The sequence below is a fragment of the Kribbella sp. NPDC055110 genome, from assembly GCF_053607525.1.
In genome coordinates this window covers 21069-36268 of record NZ_JBSGTS010000005.1, presented here as the reverse complement: position 1 = coordinate 36268, position 15200 = coordinate 21069, and the positions used below count along the sequence as shown (strand labels likewise).

Here is a 15200-nt window from a genome sequence, read left to right as displayed (position 1 = left end):
CGGTTGCATGAACCGATCGGTGCTGGTGACAGGGGCTTCGCGGGGGATCGGTGCGGCGGCGGCGCGGGCGTTCGCTGCCGCCGGTGACCGGGTGGCGATCCATTACAGCGCCTCCGCAGACGCCGCGGCGCAGGTGCTGAAGGAGCTGCCCGGTTCAGGACATGTGACGGTGCAGGCAGACCTGGCGGATCCGGCGGCGATCGAGACGATGGTGTCGGACGCCGCCGCGGCGCTGGGGAGTATCGACGTACTCGTGAACAACGCCGGCGTCTATCACCCGCACCGGATCCGCGAGACGACGTACGCCGAATGGCAGCAGGCGTGGGCGGACACGCTCGCGGTGAATCTCGTTGGTCCTTCCAACGTCACGTGGTGCGCGGTGCGGCACATGTCGCGCGGCGGCCGGATCGTGAACGTGTCGTCCCGCGGCGCGTTCCGCGGCGAGCCGAACCAGCCCGCGTACGGCGCCTCGAAGGCGGCGATCGTCTCGTTCACGCAGTCGCTCGCGCGGGCGCTGGGGCCGGAGGGGATCGCGGTGACCGCGATCGCGCCGGGTTGGACCGTCACCGATATGGCCTCGGTCAACCTGGCCGGCGAGGGGTACGACCGGCGCCGGATGGAGAGCCCGCTCGAACGCGTCGCCGACCCGTCCGAGGTCGCGGCCGCGATCCTGTACCTGGCGTCGCGCGAAGCCGAGTTCGCCACCGGGACCGTCCTCGATTTCAACGGCGGCTCCTACCTGCGGATGTAAATCCGCTCGCTCGACCCTTTCGGACTGATTAGGGTCCTGTTTCGTGCATCGCATCATCACTCCGCCGGTCGCCGTCTAGCGGACGGCTTCCTCGCGCTCAGGTCTCGCGGCCTGGGCTTCTTCGGGTTGTTCGCAGACGCCCCGACCACTCGTTGCGAACACCTTCCCGGAGTGTCCGATGCATCATCGTCTCTCGACGAGGCGCGCCCTCGTGTACGTCGTTCTCGCCGCCCTCGCCTGGGGGACCGGCGGACCGACCGGCGCGCTTCTGTCCCAGTACGCCGGCCTCACACCGCTGGCCATCTCCTTCTGGCGCCTGGCCGCAGCCGCCGTATGGCTGGCCCCCGCGCGCCTCGCCGTACGCCGAACTCCTCTCCGCCCCGCCCTCGCGGCTGATGTGCGCCGCCCCTCCGTCGCGGCTCATGTGCGCCGGCCCGTGCTTGCGGCTGGGGTGCTCCGCCATGTCCTGACTGGTTTGGGTCTGGCTGTGTGCCAACTCGGCTACTTCACCGCGATCCCACGTGTCGGTGTCGGCGTCGCCACCGTGATCGCCCTCGGCGCCGCCCCGATCTTCATCACGGTCGCCGCCCGCGAACGGCTGACGCCAACTCTCTTCGCTGCCGTGGTCGGCCTAGTCCTCCTGTTCGTCACCAGCGGCGCAGCCAACCTCGTCGGCATCGCAGCAGCCGTGATGTCCGCGGCAGGCTACTCGCTGACAACACTCGTGAACCGCAACACCCCAGACCCTCTGACCACCGCGTTGCTGGGCTTCGTCGCCGGCGCGTTGCTCCTGGCGCCCTTCGCCGCGCTGCCCACCACACTCATCGGCTGGCTGCTGATCGCGTACTTCGGACTGGTTCCGACGGCCTTCGCCTACACAATGTTCTACGTCGGTCTGAGAACCCTGAAAGCCTCAACCGCATCAGCCATAGCCCTGCTCGAACCGGTAGTAGCCACCGCCATCGGGGCCTCGATGCTCCACGAACGACTAACCCCCACAGCCCTAACTGGAGCCGCAATACTCCTAGCGGCCGCCACAGCCCACTCCCGCCACAAGTAGAACCCCGCGATCCTCCCGGCGGCGGGGAAAGAAATCGTCGCCACGCGCACAATTGTTTCCCTGCCGCCAGGGTTGGCCCCAAGACGTCGCCGCCTCGAACTGGGTCAGCGACTCGCCCAACCCGACCCCCGCCGGTGAGCGACCTGTCCAACCCGACCCCCGCCGGTGAGCGACCTGTCCAACCCGACCCCCGCCGGTGAGCGGCCTGTCCAACCCGACCCCCGCCGGTGAGCGGCCTGTCCAACCCGACCCCCGCTGGTGAGCGACCTGTCCAATCCGACCCGCGCGCCCGAGCTAACTGCCCAACCCAGCCACCGAAGCCGAGCGAAGCGAAGGCGCAAGGGGGTGCGGGTGGCGGAGCCCCCGCCGCGCGGCAAGCGAAGCGCAGCCGCACAAATGACGAAGGCGAGGCGGCCAGCGCAGGAACTGCGCGGCACACCTCGCCTATCGCCTTCGTGGACGATACTGGGATCGAACCAGTGACCTCTTCCGTGTCAGGGAAGCGCGCTACCGCTGCGCCAATCGTCCTCGAGGTGGAGACGGGATTCGAACCCGTGTACACGGCTTTGCAGGCCGTTGCCTCGCCTCTCGGCCACTCCACCGTGTGGCCGTTCCGCCACTGAGGACGGTGGCCTGCCGAATCTTCTCCGAGCGGACGACCGGGTTCGAACCGGCGACCTCAACCTTGGCAAGGTTGCGCTCTACCAACTGAGCTACGTCCGCACTGCGCTCCGACGCGTTTCCGCTCGGTGCGAGAGCAGAACAGTAGCGCACTTTCCGCCCGGACAAAAACCCGATTTCACCGGGTCCCGACGAGCCTGAAAGCACCCCATCCGTCACACGAGTCCCACCGAATCTGTCCACTCGCCACGCCGTCCGGTCACGCCTTCAGCGACACCAGATCGACGTTTTCGAGGTACTCCACATCACCCCGGAGATCGATCGCGGCGACACGCCCGCCGACCACGGTGAAAGAGAACACAATCAGCGGTTCACCACGCTGCATCCACACCAGGCCAGGCATTCCGTCGACGAGTACCAGCTTCGCCGCGGCCGCCCGTCCGGAGAATTCCTGCGCGACTCGGGCAGCTCCTGCGAGTACCGGCGTACTCCCGTAGGCCGCAGCGCCGGCGTCCGCGCGTACGACGACCTCCGGGTCCAGGACGTGAAGCAGCGCCGAGAAGTCCGCGCCACGTGCCGCGGCGAGGAATGCGGTGACGACTTCCTTCTGCCGCACCACGTCGACGTCGGTCGGTTCCGGCGTACCGCGGACCCGTCGTCGCGCCCGGCTCGCGATCTGGCGCGCAGCGGCTGGGGACTTGCCGATGATCGGGGAGATGTCGTCGAACGGTACGGCGAACAGGTCGTGCAGCACGAACGCGAGGCGCTCGGCGGGCGACAGCGTTTCGAGAATTACTAGCAGTGCTAGCCCGACCGAATCGGCCTGTACTGCTTCGAGTTCGGGATCGGGTACGACGTCGTCCGCGAGCACCGGCGAGTGCTCGCCGACCGGCAACTCGGGCCGCCCGCGCCGGGTCCGCAACATGTCCAGACAGATCCGCCCGACCACGGTCGTCAGCCACCCGCCGAGGTTGTCGATCGTCGCGCTGTCGCTGCGACTGAGCCGGATCCAGGTCTCCTGGACCGCGTCCTCGGCCTCGGGTTCGGAGCCCAGGATCCGGTACGCGACGGCACGCAGCCGGTCCCGGTTCTGCTCGAACCGCGTCGCGAGCCAGTCGTCCCCGCCCATCCGGATCACATCCTTCACTCGTCGTACCGTGGCCTGTCACACTGACCGGCTGAGCGCCGTCATGCGATTGACGGAGTACGAGCACCACATGTGACAGAGGAGTGAGCGATGACGGCCGAGGCCCGCCCGTTGGAGGTCCGCAAGCAGGACACCCTGAACCGTCTGGAGAAGGACGTCGACGCATGGGTGTCGACGGCGTCGCTCGACGGTACGCCGTACCTCACGCCGCTCTCGTTCCTGTGGAGCGACGGGACGCTGCTGCTGTCGACGGCGCGGACCAACCCAACGGCGCGGAACCTGCTGGCGAACCCCGTCGTACAGCTGACACTGGGGGAGGTGCGCGACGTAATCCACGTGACCGGCACCGTCTCGCTCGTGGAGGCGTCGGAGGCCGAGGGCGAGGCGTTCGCGACGAAGGCCGGCTTCGACCCGCGCCCGCTGCCGAACTACCCGTTCTTCCGCGTGACACCGACAAAGATCCAGGCCTGGCGCGAGGTCAACGAACTCAATGACCGAGTACTGATGGACAACGGCACCTGGCTCGTCTGACTCCCCAGAGAAACCTCAGCTCCGACACCGCGAGGCGCGGCCGCTGCCTGGCTTGACTTCGAGTGCGGTCTAGAAGGCAGGGTGGACGGATGGTGACTCTGGGGAACAGCCGGCCCGTCAGCGCGCTGTGCCTGGGTGCGATGAACTTCGGTACGTCGACACCTGAGGAAACCGCTCTCGCGATTCTCGACCGGTTTGTGGAGGCGGGCGGGACGTTCATCGATACGTCGAACAACTACAACCAGTGGGTCGGCCACGGTGGCGAGAGCGAGGAACTGCTCGGCCAGTGGATGCGCTCCCGCAGCAACCGGGACTCGCTCGTGATCGCGACCAAGTGCGGCGCACGCACAACCGTCCCCGGCGACCCGGGCGACGCCCACTGGGAGGGACTGAGCGCGCCGGCCGTCTCCTCGGCAGTCAAGGGAAGCATGTCCCGGCTCGGCGTTGACCGGATCGACCTGTACTACGCGCACATCGACGACCGCACCACGCCGCTGGACGAAACCGTCGCCGCCTTCGGCCAACTCGCCGCGGACGGGATCGTGAACCTCCTCGGATGCAGCAACACCGCCACGTGGCGACTGGACCGAGCACGCCAGACAGCGGTTGCTCAGGGAGTCACGCCGTACTCCGTGATCCAGCAACACTCGAGCTACCTATGGCCAAATCCGCCCGCACTACAAGGCGTCCTGCGTCACGGCACACCGCACTTCCAACACGCCGGCATCGAACACTGGGACTACCTGTCAGAGAACCCAGACCTAACCCTGGTCGCGTACCAGTCCCTACTAGGAGGCTCCTACGTACGCCCAGACCGCCCATTCTGGCCCCAACGCGGCTACGCCCACCCAACCGCGTACGCCCGCTTCGAGGCCCTCCGCCAGGTCGCCGACGACCTCAACGCAACCCCGAACCAGGTAGTCCTCGCCTGGCTGATGCACCACGGCGTAGTCCCACTCATCGGCGCCTCGTCAGTCACCCAGCTGGACGAGGCCCTAGCAGCCGTCGAGCTACAACTCTCCCCGGACCTCATGACCCAGCTGGACAACGCCTGACCCCTCCACCCACGCCCCGATCGACCGCACGCCGCCCAACCCACGAGCCGACCGTCCGCCGGCGAGCGACCCGCAACCCGCCCCCGCGCCTCGAGCCAACCGCCCAACCCAACCCCCGCAGCCGAGCCAACCGAAGGCGTCTGCTGACGGGGCGGGCGACCGTGTGGTGAGCGACGTACGAACCAGACCCACGCGTGAGCTAACCGCCCAACCCAGCCCATGGAGCCGAGCGAAGCGAAGGCGTCTAGTCACGGGCGATTGGGCGTGTGGTGAGCGACGTACGAACCCGACCCGCGCACCCGAGCTGACCGCCGACCCCAAACCACCGCAGCCGAGCGAAGCGAAGGCATCCATCACGGGGTGATTGGGTGTGTGGTGAGCGACGTACGAACCCGACTCACGCTGGTGAGTGGACTGCCCACCCGACCACCGGAGCCGAGCGAAGCGAAGGCGCAAGGGGGTGCGGGTGGCGGAGCCCCCGCTCGCGGCAAGCGAAGCGCAGCCGCACAAAATGACGACGGCGACCCAGTCCGCGCTTTCCGCGGACACGAGTCGCCTGTCGCCGTCGTGGGCGATACTGGGTTCGAACCAGTGACCTCTTCGGTGTGAACGAAGCGCGCTACCACTGCGCCAATCGCCCGGGGTGGTGCCAATGTTTCGTGTGTGGTGTCGCGGGTGAAACCATAGCGCATGATGAAGCGACGATCTAATCCGGCCGGGCTACTCTTGCTGCAGGACGGAGACCCCGTCACGTTGGAGACGTGATTGTGACTTTCTCGCACGACACCGAGCAGGCGCTCGGGACGCTGGTCCGGCTGGTCAACACGATGCCCGGGCCGAACAGCCAGGTCGATTCGCTGGAGACCTTGGAGGAACTGGAGAAGTTCGTCCAGGAACGGGAGTTCAGCGCGGTCGACACGCTGACGGAGAAGGACCTGGCCGAGGTCAGTGACCTGCGGCCGTTGTTCGCGCCGGTGTTCACGACGGATTCGGACGCGTCCGCGGCGACGATGATCAACGCGATCATCGCGCGCGGTACGTCGACTCCGCGGCTGACGAACCACGACGGGCATCCGTGGCACATCCACTACTCCCGCGCCGGCGCGTCGTTGGCGTGCCGGATCACGGTGGAGTGCGGGATCGCGCTGGCGCAGGTCATCTCGGCCGGCGAACGTGAGCGCCTCCGCCGGTGCGAGGCCCCGGACTGCGACGACGCGCTGATCGACCTGTCCCGCAACCGCTCCAAGCGGTACTGCGACGCCCGCACCTGCGGCAACCGCCTACACGTAGCCGCCTACCGCGAACGCCGCAAAGCCTCCGGCGAGTAACCCAACCCGGCACTCGGCCGACACACCACACCACACCCGCCGATCACCGCTCGACGCACGCGCCACAGCACACTCGCCGATCGCCGATCGACCCACGGCACACGCGCCGATCGTCGCGCGGCACACGCGCCGTGGCACACCCGCCGAAGGCCGCTTGACGCACGCACCGTGGCACACCCGTCGAAGGGCACTCGGCCCATGCACCGCGGCGCGTGCCGGCCGGCGAACCAGTCGGCGTACGCGTCATACCGCCGGGCAGTATGGCGACACCCTCCGCACCCGAGACCCGGTCGGCGTCGCCTGACAACGCGAACGGATATCCCCTGGTGTTGGGGGTTATCTGTTGGTGTACGAGGGGAGAACCCCCAACACGACGGGATATCCGTTCGCGTTGGAACGGGGTTGGCGGCGGTGGGCGGGTTCGTGGATGTCGACGGCTCCGCGGGGGACCCGCTCGGTGGTCGCGTCGTGGCGCTGCACGGCGGTGTCAGCTCGGGCTGGTGCACTTTCCGGGACGTCAGCGCGGTTCGGCGGGATGGCGCGGGGTGGTGCTGTTTCCGGGACGTCAGCGCGGTTCGGGCGGGGTGCGCGAGCCGGCGGGGGTGGCGGTTCGGCGAGGGTGGCGCGAGGGTGCGCTTTCCGGGACGTCGGCGCGGGCCGGCGCGAACTGGCGGGGTGGGCCGCGGGTGGGTGGTCTTTCCGGAACTTTTTGTGCGGCTGGGGGCGAATATGTTCCGGAAAGGGGCGTTGGTTACGGGTTGGGGTTTTGGGTGGAGCGTTCGGTGAAGATTTTGGCTACCTGGGCGGTGATGGTGCCGGGGGCCGGGAGGTCGTGGTCGTCGACACGCTGGATCGCCTGGACGTCACGCGTTGTTGATGTGAGGAAGATCTCCTCGGCTTCGAACAGTTGCTCCAGGGGTACGTCGCGTTCGATGCCGCCGAACCATTCGAGGACGAGGCCGCGGGTCACGCCCGCCAGTGCGCCGGATTCGAGCGTCGGGGCGACGAGTTCACCGTCGTACACGCAGAAGATGTTCGAGCCGGTGCCTTCGCTGAGGTTGCCGATCGTGTTGGCGAAGATCGCCTCGCTGCCGCCGCGTTCCTTCGCGTACGCGAGGGCGCGGACGTTCTCGGCGTACGACGTCGTCTTGAGGCCGGCGACTGCGCTGCGTTCGTTGCGTACCCACGGGACCGTGACGATCGTGGACGTGGGGGACGGGCGCTTGATCTCCTGCGTTGCGATCAGGACGGTCGGGCCGGAGGTGCCGCGGTCCGACGACAGCGGAGAGACACCGCCCGTGTACGTGATCCGCAGCCGACCGAACGGGATGCCAGGATCGGCCGCGACCACCGCGTCGATACCGGCCTCGATCGCCGCGACGTCCGGCGTCGAGAGGCCGAGTCCGACCGCCGAGCGGACGAGCCGATCGAGATGCCGGCGTACCGCGAACGGGCGGCCGCTCTCGATCTTGATCGTCTCGAAAACGCCGTCACCGGTGGTCAGCCCGTGGTCCAGCGGCGAGACCGTCGCCTCGTCGTCCAGCAGGGCACCGTTGAGCCAGATACGCATGTCGTGCTCCTTCCGCGGAACACCTTAGTGCGCAGGTGATCCCGGTACGCGCGGGAGTCCGAAGGTGAGCAGTTGATGACGGTACGTCGACGTACCGGAGACCCCGGTTTTTGAACTGGGGCGGAGATGGGCTAATGTTCTTCTCGCGCCGGAGACGTAGAAAAGTCGGTCGCACTGCGGACGTAGCTCAGTTGGTAGAGCGCAACCTTGCCAAGGTTGAGGTCGCCGGTTCGAACCCGGTCGTCCGCTCGGAGAGGGTTCGGCAGGCCAGCTTTCTCAGTGGTGGAGTGGCCGAGAGGCGAGGCAACGGCCTGCAAAGCCGTGTACACGGGTTCGAATCCCGTCTCCACCTCGAGAACCCCACCAGGTTCCCTTGGACGATTGGCGCAGCGGTAGCGCGCTTCCCTGACACGGAAGAGGTCACTGGTTCGATCCCAGTATCGTCCACGAAGGCGATAGGCGAGGTGTGCCGCGCAGGTCCTGCGCTGGCCGCCTCGCCTTCGTCATTTGTGCGGCTGCGCTTCGCTTGCCGCGCGGCGGGGGCTCCGCCACCCGCACCCCCTTGCGCCTTCGCTTCGCTCGGCTTCGGTGGTTGGGTTGGGCGGTCAGCTCGGGCGCGCGGGTCAGGTTCGCACGTCCCTCACCACGCGCCGGACCCCTTCGCTTGGCTCGGCCGCGGTGGTTGGCCAGGGCAGTCCACTCACCAGCGCCGGTTGGGTATGTACGTCGCTCACACGCACTGATCGCCCGGCAGGCAGACGCCTTCGCTTCGCTCGGCTGCGGGGGTTGGGTTAGGCGGTCCCAAACGACCAACCGCTTTAGCTGGTCGTCTTCACGCGGTGCGCTTGCGGAGGCTGGCTTGGGTGATGCGTTCGCCGGCGCGGGTCGGCTCACCACACGACCAGTTGCTCCGTCGGCGGAGCGCTTCGGTTGGTTGGTGGGGGAGGTGGTTGGTTACCTGTGGTGGTTGGGGGTGTGGAGGAAGCGGCGGTTGGTGGTGGGGGGTAGTTCTTGCATGCCGGCGGATTGCATTACGTGGGCTGAGGCGTTGTTGGTGGGGTGGCATTCGCCCCAGACCGTCATGTCTAGGTGGGTTAGGGCGGCGGTCAGGGCTTCGGTGGCGTAGCCGTGGGTTCGGTGGTTGGGGTGGATGGCGTAGCCGAAGCTCCAGTCGGCGGTGGGGTCGTTGCTGGCGCCGAGGCCTAGGTAGCCGACGGGGGTGGCGTCGGTTCGGCGGGTGAGGATGAGCTGGAGGTGGGTGCCGTCTCGGTTGGTGCCGCTGGTGTGGAGGTCCAGCCATTCGCGGACGCCCGGTTCGTCGCGGGGGCCGAAGTCGTCCATGAAGCGGGCGACGCGCGGGTCGGTCCAGAGTTCGCAGAGGGTCTGGAAGTCGGATTCGATCGGCCGGCGGAGCGCCAGCCTGCGGGTGATGAGTGGCAGCTCCATCTCGGCAAGCTAGCCGCGGACCTCGTCCGAACGCGACCGGATATCGGTAAAGAGTTCGACGCCAGGCAAACAGCTGTATGGTCAGCATCAAACAACACAGGAGGATGCTGAAGTCATGCGGGGACGACTGACTGTGCGATCCGGAAACCGAGGTCCTCGATTGCGAAGGTTGGATGGGATCGTCGTCGGACGGTAGAGCCCAGGGAGCGTTCTCCGTCCGCGAAACCGCCGCCGCGGAAGATGCGGTACGGGCCGTAGGTTTCCGGGTCGTACAGATCCCAGCACCACTCCCACACGTTGCCGAGCATGTCGTGCAGCCCCCACACGTTCGGAGTTCGCAGGCCGACGGGATGTGGATGGCCGTCGGAGTTCTCGGCGTACCAGGCGATCTCGTCGAGCGGGCCGTAGCGATAGCCGGGCGTGCCGGCGGTGCACGCGTACTGCCACTCGGCCTCGGTGGGCAGCCGGTACCCGGGGGACGCGGGGTCCCAGTCCACCTGCTCTCCCGAGATCGTGTACGCCACGGGCAGATCCGCCTCCGACGACAACTGGTTGCACAGGGCAACCGCGTCGTACCAGCTCACGCCCGCGAGCGGCAGTCCGGCCTGCGTCACCGGGTAGCGGGCCAGACGGAAGGCAGGCAGGTTCACGTGCCACCGTTTGCCGACCCGGTCGTCGCGCAAGAACAAAAGTCCGGCAGGAAGGTCAACGAGGTCGAGCACCGTGCAACCGTAAGGGCATCAGTAGAACTGCCGGATCTTCGGCCACAAGGTGGACCACGCGTCCGCAGGTCCGGCGCACAGGACCAAGGCGGTGCCGTCCTCGTCGTTCGAGACGATGCTGTCCACCGTGCCGACCTGGTTGCAGTCCTTGAAGTACGACTCGAAGCCTCGGTTCCGTTCGATCTCGACGAGCAGCACCGCGCCGGTGTTGGTGTCCGGCGGGCGTGCCCAGTCCCAGAAGCTCATGTGCGAGGAGTACGGCGTTGGCAGGCCGAGCGCGGGTCCGTAGCGCACGAGTGCTCCGGCCTCACCGTAGTTGCCGGTGAAGAGAGTCGCTCGGTCCGCAGATGGAATCTGGCCCCACGCACTCGCGACCGATGCCGCGAACGCCGGCCACCCGATCTGCTCGCCCTGCTCCTTGTTCACCGGGATCACGAAGTCGGCTGCTGAGGCCGGGAGGACCGGCAGTGTGAACGCGGCAGACGTCACGGCAGTCAGCACGAGAGCGACGACCGCCTGGGTTCGATTACGGTCGACCCAGCGCAAGGTCGGCTCGCAACCGGCCGCCACGAGAACGAGCAGCAGCGGTAGCGCGTAGTACGACTTCCCGCCGGTCACGAGCACGACAACGCACAACAACGGATACGCCAGCGCAACCGAACGGGCCCAGTGGAGCTGCCGCCCGATCCGCAGGAAGCCGGCCACCCACACCGGGACCAGAACCGGTGACAGCTGCAAGAGCTGGAGCGGGATGAACATGATCCGGTTCTCGGTGCCGTCGTCCTGGCTGATACCGCTCGCGACCGTGAGCTGCGGCCAGTCGTGCTGGAATTGCCAGAGCACGTTCGGCAACGCGATCAGACCCGCGACCGCGACGCCCGCGAGCAGCCACCAGGACCGCAGCACCTCGCGCGGTCCCACGATCAGCAGCGAGATGAGCAGCGCACCGACAGGCAGTATGACGAGGTACTTGTTCTCCAAGGCGATCCCGGCCGTCAGCCCGAGCGCGAGCCACCAGCGGCCGTCGCCGGTCCGCAGCAGCTTCACCGCGAACAGACCGATCAGCATCCAGGCCAGCAGGTCGTACGTCGCCGTGGAGACCATGTGCCCGACTCCGAGCACGAAGCCGGAGACTGCGGCGCAGACAGCCGCCAGGACCTGTCCGCGCCGTTCGCTGCCGAACTCTCGGGCGAGTAGGGCGACGACAACGATCGTGGCGACCGTGCTCAGCGTCGACAGCACCCGCAGCCCCATCACCGTGTCACCGAAGACAGCAGTCGAGACACGCGCGACGAACGGGGTCAGCGGCGGCTGGTCGACGTACCCCCAGCTGAGGTGCCGTCCGGCGACCAGGAAGTACAGCTCGTCGCGGTGGTAGCCGTAGCGTCCGGACAGCGCGGTCAGCACCGCACCACCGACCAGTGCGACGGCGATGACGGGACGGGCCGCGAACGCAGCCACCGATGGGCGGATCATGGCGGAATGGTCTCAGCCTGACCGGTGCGTCACTAGACGTCGCCGCGAGATGATTTGATATGTCAACCGGACAACTCCCGAGGGGACATCTGCCGTGGCCCTGCTGTACGAGCGGATCTGTGCTCACGTGCTGGAGCAGCTCCGCCGGGGTGCGCTGCGGCCGGGCGATCGGGTCCCGTCGGAGATGGAGCTGGCGGCGCAGTTCGCGGTCAGCCGGATCACGTCCAAGCGCGCCTTGGAGGTACTGCGGGAAGCCGGTCTGGTGGAGCGCATCCGCGGCAAAGGGACGTTCGTCGTACGCCGGCTCCCGGACCTCACCGATCTGACACTTCCGCTCCGTTCGAACCCACGGCGCGACGCGCGGTCGATCGCGTACATCGTGCCGTCGATGTCGGAGGCGTTCGGGCTGGACCTCCTCAACACGATCGAGGAGCGCTGCGCGGAGAACGGCGCACATCTGGTGGTACGGCGTACCCATGGGCGTCAGACCGACGAGGAGAAGGCTGTCGACTCGCTGGTGGCCACAGTGGACGGTCTGATCGTGTTCCCGGTGTACGGCGACTTCTACAACGCCAGCCTGCTGCGGCAGGTGCTCGACGGCTTCCCCGTGGTCCTGGTTGACCGTCATCTCTCCGGTATCCCGGTGTCCGCCGTCCTGACCGACAACGTGGCCGCCGCTCGGGCACTCACGGAGCGGCTGCTCGACCAGGGGCACGAACACATCGCCTTCGTGTCGCCGCCACCGGTGAACACGTCCTCCATCGAGGATCGCCTCGAGGGCTTCCGGTCCGCCTTCGCTGAACGCGGTCAGCCGCACGAGCTGATCAACCTGCGCAGCACGCTGCCCGGGTCGACCAGCACCGAGAGCGTCCGAGCGGATATGGACGCCATCCGGGTGTTCCGTGACCAGAGACCCGAGGTGACGGCGTACTTCGCCTGTGAGTACAACCTGGCCCGTATGGTCGACCGGGCGCTGGGCGGCGGCGACCATGTGGTGGCGTGCTTCGACTCACCGGGTGACTCCATCGGCGGACCGCCGTACCTGCACGTCCGGCAGAACCAGACGGAGATGGGCCGACGTGCTGTGGACCTCCTACTGGCACAGCTACGCAGCGAGCAGGTGCCGAACCTGTCTTACGTCCCGTTCGAGCTGATCGACGCCGAGACCTGACTTTCGGCAGTACGGCGCGCGCACTGCGACTGTGTAGCGTCTACGACCATGAAGTGGCGGCGCCTGGGGGACGTGGGTCTGTGGGCCGCGCTGAGCCTCCTGATGCTCGCGGAGAGTGGTGCACGGCACGACCCGTACTGGTTCCGTGCTGTCTGCCTCGCCGTACTGGCGTTTGCGGTCGTAGCGCGACGCAGGTGGCCACTGGTGGCTCTCGGCGTCGTGGCGTGGACGGAGATCGTTGTCCTCGCCTTCGCGCTCGGTACGACGAATGGCGTGCAGATCGCCCTGGTACCCGCGATCAGCCTGCTGAGCTACCTGGCCGGACGACGGGAGACGCAGCTCAAGCAGTTCGTCCTCCTGTGCAGTTGGTCGCTGCTCGGGATGCTCCTGCTCGCTCTGACGATGCGTAGGGGAGCTCAGGCGACAGAGGCGGTGCTGACGTGGCTCCTGTTGCTTCTGCTCGCACTACTGCTGGTCGTGCTGCCCTGGCTCATCGGCCGCTACCGCGCGCAGCAGGCGTTGCTGGCGACCGCGGGCTGGGAGCGCGCCGAGCGGATCGAGCGCGAGCAGCGGATGGAGATCGACCAGGAGCGCCTGCGTGAGAGGTCCCGGATCGCCGAGGACATGCACGATTCGGTCGGTCACGAGCTCAGCCTGATCGCACTGCGCGCAGCAGCCCTCGAACTCGACCCGTCCCTCCCGGAGGAGCACCGACGCGCCGCCGGTGCGCTACGCGAGTCAGCTGCCACAGCGACGGAGCGGCTCGGCGAGATCGTCGGCGTACTGCGTGATCAGGATGCACCGACCGTTCCGCACGACGAAACCGTGCGTGCGTTGGTGGAGCGAGCTGCTGAGTCCTGTCTGGCGGTGCAGCTGACCGAGGACGTCACCGGCGTACTGGCGCCGATGGTGGACCGGGCCGTGCACCGTGTGGTGCAGGAGTCGTTGACCAACGCGAGCAAACACGCACCTGGCGCGTCCGTGACAGTCAGCGTGTCTACGCACCAGGACGACGTACACGTGGAGGTTGTCGACACCGGGGCGCGTCAGCCGGTGGACACCCCGTCAGGAGGCCGTGGGCTCGACGGCCTGCGTGAACGCGTCCGGCTCGCTGGCGGCTCGTTCGCTGCGGGTCCACGACCAGATGGTGGTTTCCAGGTCACCGCCACCATGCCGCGCGCAGGTGGTCGACCAGAGCCGCCGACTGCCGCGGTGGAACGAGCCACGGTACGGCGGAGCGCACAGCGTGGCCTGATCACTGCCATTGCCGCGCCTGTACTACTAGGTGCGGTGGTCGGCGCGGTTGCCCTTGGCTACTACCTCGTCGCCGGCTACAGCGCGATCCTGCGACCCGCGCAGTACAACGGACTCGCCATCGGCCAGTCCGAGGCAGAGGTGGCGAAGGTGCTGCCCCGGATGCAGATGATCGACCCGCCGGGGGAGGGCTACCAGCCACCGGCCGGCTGGAGCTGCCGGTACTACCGGCCGGCCGCTCCGTTCTCGAGCAACTACGTGTACCGGCTGTGCTTCGCGGACGGCGCACTGGTCGCCAAGACCGTCGTACAGAGCGGTTCTGTCCCACCGACACCGGAAGGCAACTGATGATCAGGGTGATGCTCGCCGACGACGAGACGATGGTGCGGGCCGGTGTCCGCGCGATCCTCGCCACCGACGACGAGATCGAGGTCGTTGCCGAGGCAGCCGACGGCGTGGATGCCGTGGAGGCGGCACGGCGGCACCGGCCGGACGTCGCCGTACTGGACATCCGGATGCCGCGGATGGACGGACTCGCTGCCGGCGCAGAGATCCGGCGGACTGTCCCGGACACAGCTGTCGTCATCCTCACGACGTTCTCGGAGGACGCCTACATCGCCCGTGCGCTCGGCGACGGCGCGAGCGGGTTCCTGCTGAAGTCCGGCGACCCGCGGGAGCTGATCGCGGGGCTGAAGGCAGTGGCCGAGGGCGCCGCCTACCTGTCCCCGAAGGTCGCGCAGCGGGTGATCGCCGAGCTGAGCGCCGGGTCGGGCGGCGGTTCGATGGCGCGTGCGGCGGCCGCCAAGGAGCAGGTCGCCGTACTGACGCCCCGGGAGCTGGAGGTGCTCGGACTGGTCGGTGCCGGCCTGTCGAACGCCGAGATCGCCGGTCGGCTGTATCTCGTCGAGGGGACCGTGAAGGCCTATGTCAGCGCCGTGTTGCTGCGGCTGGGCGTGAAGAACCGGGTCCAGGCGGCGATCGTCGCCTACGAAGCCGGTCTGGTGACCGGCTGAGAGAGCGGATCTGGCCGCTTGGGGTCACCGGGACGCATGGCCTGGGCGAGCCTGG

Annotated in this window: 13 protein-coding genes and 7 tRNA genes; 11 read left to right on the top strand and 9 right to left on the bottom strand. The window is 67.8% G+C overall.

Features of this window, described 5'->3' with window-relative positions:
• The first annotated feature begins 7 nt into the window (after nucleotides 1-7).
• Entirely contained in the window at nucleotides 8-751 is a 744-nt protein-coding gene (locus ACWF0M_RS09990) for an SDR family NAD(P)-dependent oxidoreductase (protein WP_452235252.1), read from the top strand.
• A gap of 178 nt (nucleotides 752-929) precedes the next feature.
• Nucleotides 930-1811 carry an EamA family transporter gene (locus ACWF0M_RS09985; protein WP_452235251.1) on the top strand — a complete coding sequence of 294 codons (882 nt, stop codon included), beginning with the start codon at nucleotides 930-932 and terminating at the stop codon, nucleotides 1809-1811.
• Between the two features lie 456 nt (nucleotides 1812-2267).
• On the opposite strand, the gene ACWF0M_RS09980 is transcribed toward ACWF0M_RS09985, so the two are convergent.
• The 4 genes from ACWF0M_RS09980 to ACWF0M_RS09965 all read right to left on the bottom strand — a co-directional run bounded on the left by ACWF0M_RS09980 (nucleotide 2268) and on the right by ACWF0M_RS09965 (nucleotide 3579).
• A tRNA-Val gene (locus ACWF0M_RS09980) sits at nucleotides 2268-2339 on the bottom strand.
• Between the two features lie 3 nt (nucleotides 2340-2342).
• Nucleotides 2343-2413 (bottom strand) — tRNA-Cys (locus ACWF0M_RS09975).
• A gap of 48 nt (nucleotides 2414-2461) precedes the next feature.
• Nucleotides 2462-2534, bottom strand: a tRNA-Gly gene (locus ACWF0M_RS09970).
• A gap of 157 nt (nucleotides 2535-2691) precedes the next feature.
• Nucleotides 2692-3579: a sigma-70 family RNA polymerase sigma factor gene (locus ACWF0M_RS09965; protein ID WP_452235250.1), complete on the bottom strand. Its 888-nt coding sequence runs from the start codon at nucleotides 3577-3579 to the stop codon at nucleotides 2692-2694.
• A gap of 90 nt (nucleotides 3580-3669) precedes the next feature.
• Between ACWF0M_RS09965 and ACWF0M_RS09960 the strand changes: the two genes are divergently transcribed.
• Nucleotides 3670-4110: a pyridoxamine 5'-phosphate oxidase family protein gene (locus tag ACWF0M_RS09960; RefSeq protein WP_452235249.1), complete on the top strand. Its 441-nt coding sequence runs from the start codon at nucleotides 3670-3672 to the stop codon at nucleotides 4108-4110.
• Between the two features lie 89 nt (nucleotides 4111-4199).
• The gene (locus ACWF0M_RS09955) at nucleotides 4200-5165 is read left to right on the top strand and encodes an aldo/keto reductase (protein ID WP_452235248.1); all 966 of its coding nucleotides are present in this window, start codon (nucleotides 4200-4202) and stop codon (nucleotides 5163-5165) included.
• 568 nt (nucleotides 5166-5733) lie between these two features.
• On the opposite strand, the gene ACWF0M_RS09950 is transcribed toward ACWF0M_RS09955, so the two are convergent.
• A tRNA-Val gene (locus ACWF0M_RS09950) sits at nucleotides 5734-5805 on the bottom strand.
• Between the two features lie 121 nt (nucleotides 5806-5926).
• Between ACWF0M_RS09950 and ACWF0M_RS09945 the strand changes: the two genes are divergently transcribed.
• On the top strand, nucleotides 5927-6493 hold the full coding sequence (locus tag ACWF0M_RS09945) for a CGNR zinc finger domain-containing protein (protein ID WP_452235247.1): 567 nt from the start codon (nucleotides 5927-5929) through the stop codon (nucleotides 6491-6493).
• Between the two features lie 751 nt (nucleotides 6494-7244).
• On the opposite strand, the gene ACWF0M_RS09940 is transcribed toward ACWF0M_RS09945, so the two are convergent.
• Nucleotides 7245-8063, bottom strand: coding sequence for an aminotransferase class IV (locus tag ACWF0M_RS09940; protein WP_452235246.1), 819 nt, complete (start codon nucleotides 8061-8063; stop codon nucleotides 7245-7247).
• A gap of 176 nt (nucleotides 8064-8239) precedes the next feature.
• Between ACWF0M_RS09940 and ACWF0M_RS09935 the strand changes: the two genes are divergently transcribed.
• From ACWF0M_RS09935 to ACWF0M_RS09925, 3 genes are all read left to right on the top strand, one after another.
• A tRNA-Gly gene (locus ACWF0M_RS09935) sits at nucleotides 8240-8312 on the top strand.
• Between the two features lie 32 nt (nucleotides 8313-8344).
• Nucleotides 8345-8415: transfer RNA gene (locus ACWF0M_RS09930), tRNA-Cys, on the top strand.
• A gap of 23 nt (nucleotides 8416-8438) precedes the next feature.
• Nucleotides 8439-8510: transfer RNA gene (locus ACWF0M_RS09925), tRNA-Val, on the top strand.
• Between the two features lie 507 nt (nucleotides 8511-9017).
• Here the strand turns inward: ACWF0M_RS09925 and ACWF0M_RS09920 are convergent.
• From ACWF0M_RS09920 to ACWF0M_RS09910, 3 genes are all read right to left on the bottom strand, one after another.
• Complete coding sequence (locus ACWF0M_RS09920) at nucleotides 9018-9509, bottom strand: GNAT family N-acetyltransferase (RefSeq protein WP_452235245.1); 492 nt, start codon at nucleotides 9507-9509, stop codon at nucleotides 9018-9020.
• Between the two features lie 113 nt (nucleotides 9510-9622).
• Nucleotides 9623-10231 carry a formylglycine-generating enzyme family protein gene (locus ACWF0M_RS09915; protein ID WP_452235244.1) on the bottom strand — a complete coding sequence of 203 codons (609 nt, stop codon included), beginning with the start codon at nucleotides 10229-10231 and terminating at the stop codon, nucleotides 9623-9625.
• Nucleotides 10232-10249: 18 nt separating this feature from the next.
• Nucleotides 10250-11707 carry an ArnT family glycosyltransferase gene (locus ACWF0M_RS09910; protein ID WP_452235243.1) on the bottom strand — a complete coding sequence of 486 codons (1458 nt, stop codon included), beginning with the start codon at nucleotides 11705-11707 and terminating at the stop codon, nucleotides 10250-10252.
• Between the two features lie 94 nt (nucleotides 11708-11801).
• On the opposite strand from ACWF0M_RS09910, the gene ACWF0M_RS09905 reads away from it, so the two are divergent.
• From ACWF0M_RS09905 to ACWF0M_RS09895, 3 genes are read left to right on the top strand one after another with little or no spacing between them, the layout of a single operon-like run.
• Nucleotides 11802-12878 carry a GntR family transcriptional regulator gene (locus tag ACWF0M_RS09905; RefSeq protein WP_452235242.1) on the top strand — a complete coding sequence of 359 codons (1077 nt, stop codon included), beginning with the start codon at nucleotides 11802-11804 and terminating at the stop codon, nucleotides 12876-12878.
• 48 nt (nucleotides 12879-12926) lie between these two features.
• Entirely contained in the window at nucleotides 12927-14480 is a 1554-nt protein-coding gene (locus ACWF0M_RS09900; RefSeq protein WP_452235241.1) for a sensor histidine kinase, read from the top strand.
• Nucleotides 14480-15145 carry a response regulator gene (locus tag ACWF0M_RS09895; protein ID WP_452235240.1) on the top strand — a complete coding sequence of 222 codons (666 nt, stop codon included), beginning with the start codon at nucleotides 14480-14482 and terminating at the stop codon, nucleotides 15143-15145. The genes ACWF0M_RS09900 and ACWF0M_RS09895 overlap by 1 nt, the downstream gene beginning before the upstream one ends.
• Nucleotides 15146-15200: the final 55 nt, after the last annotated feature.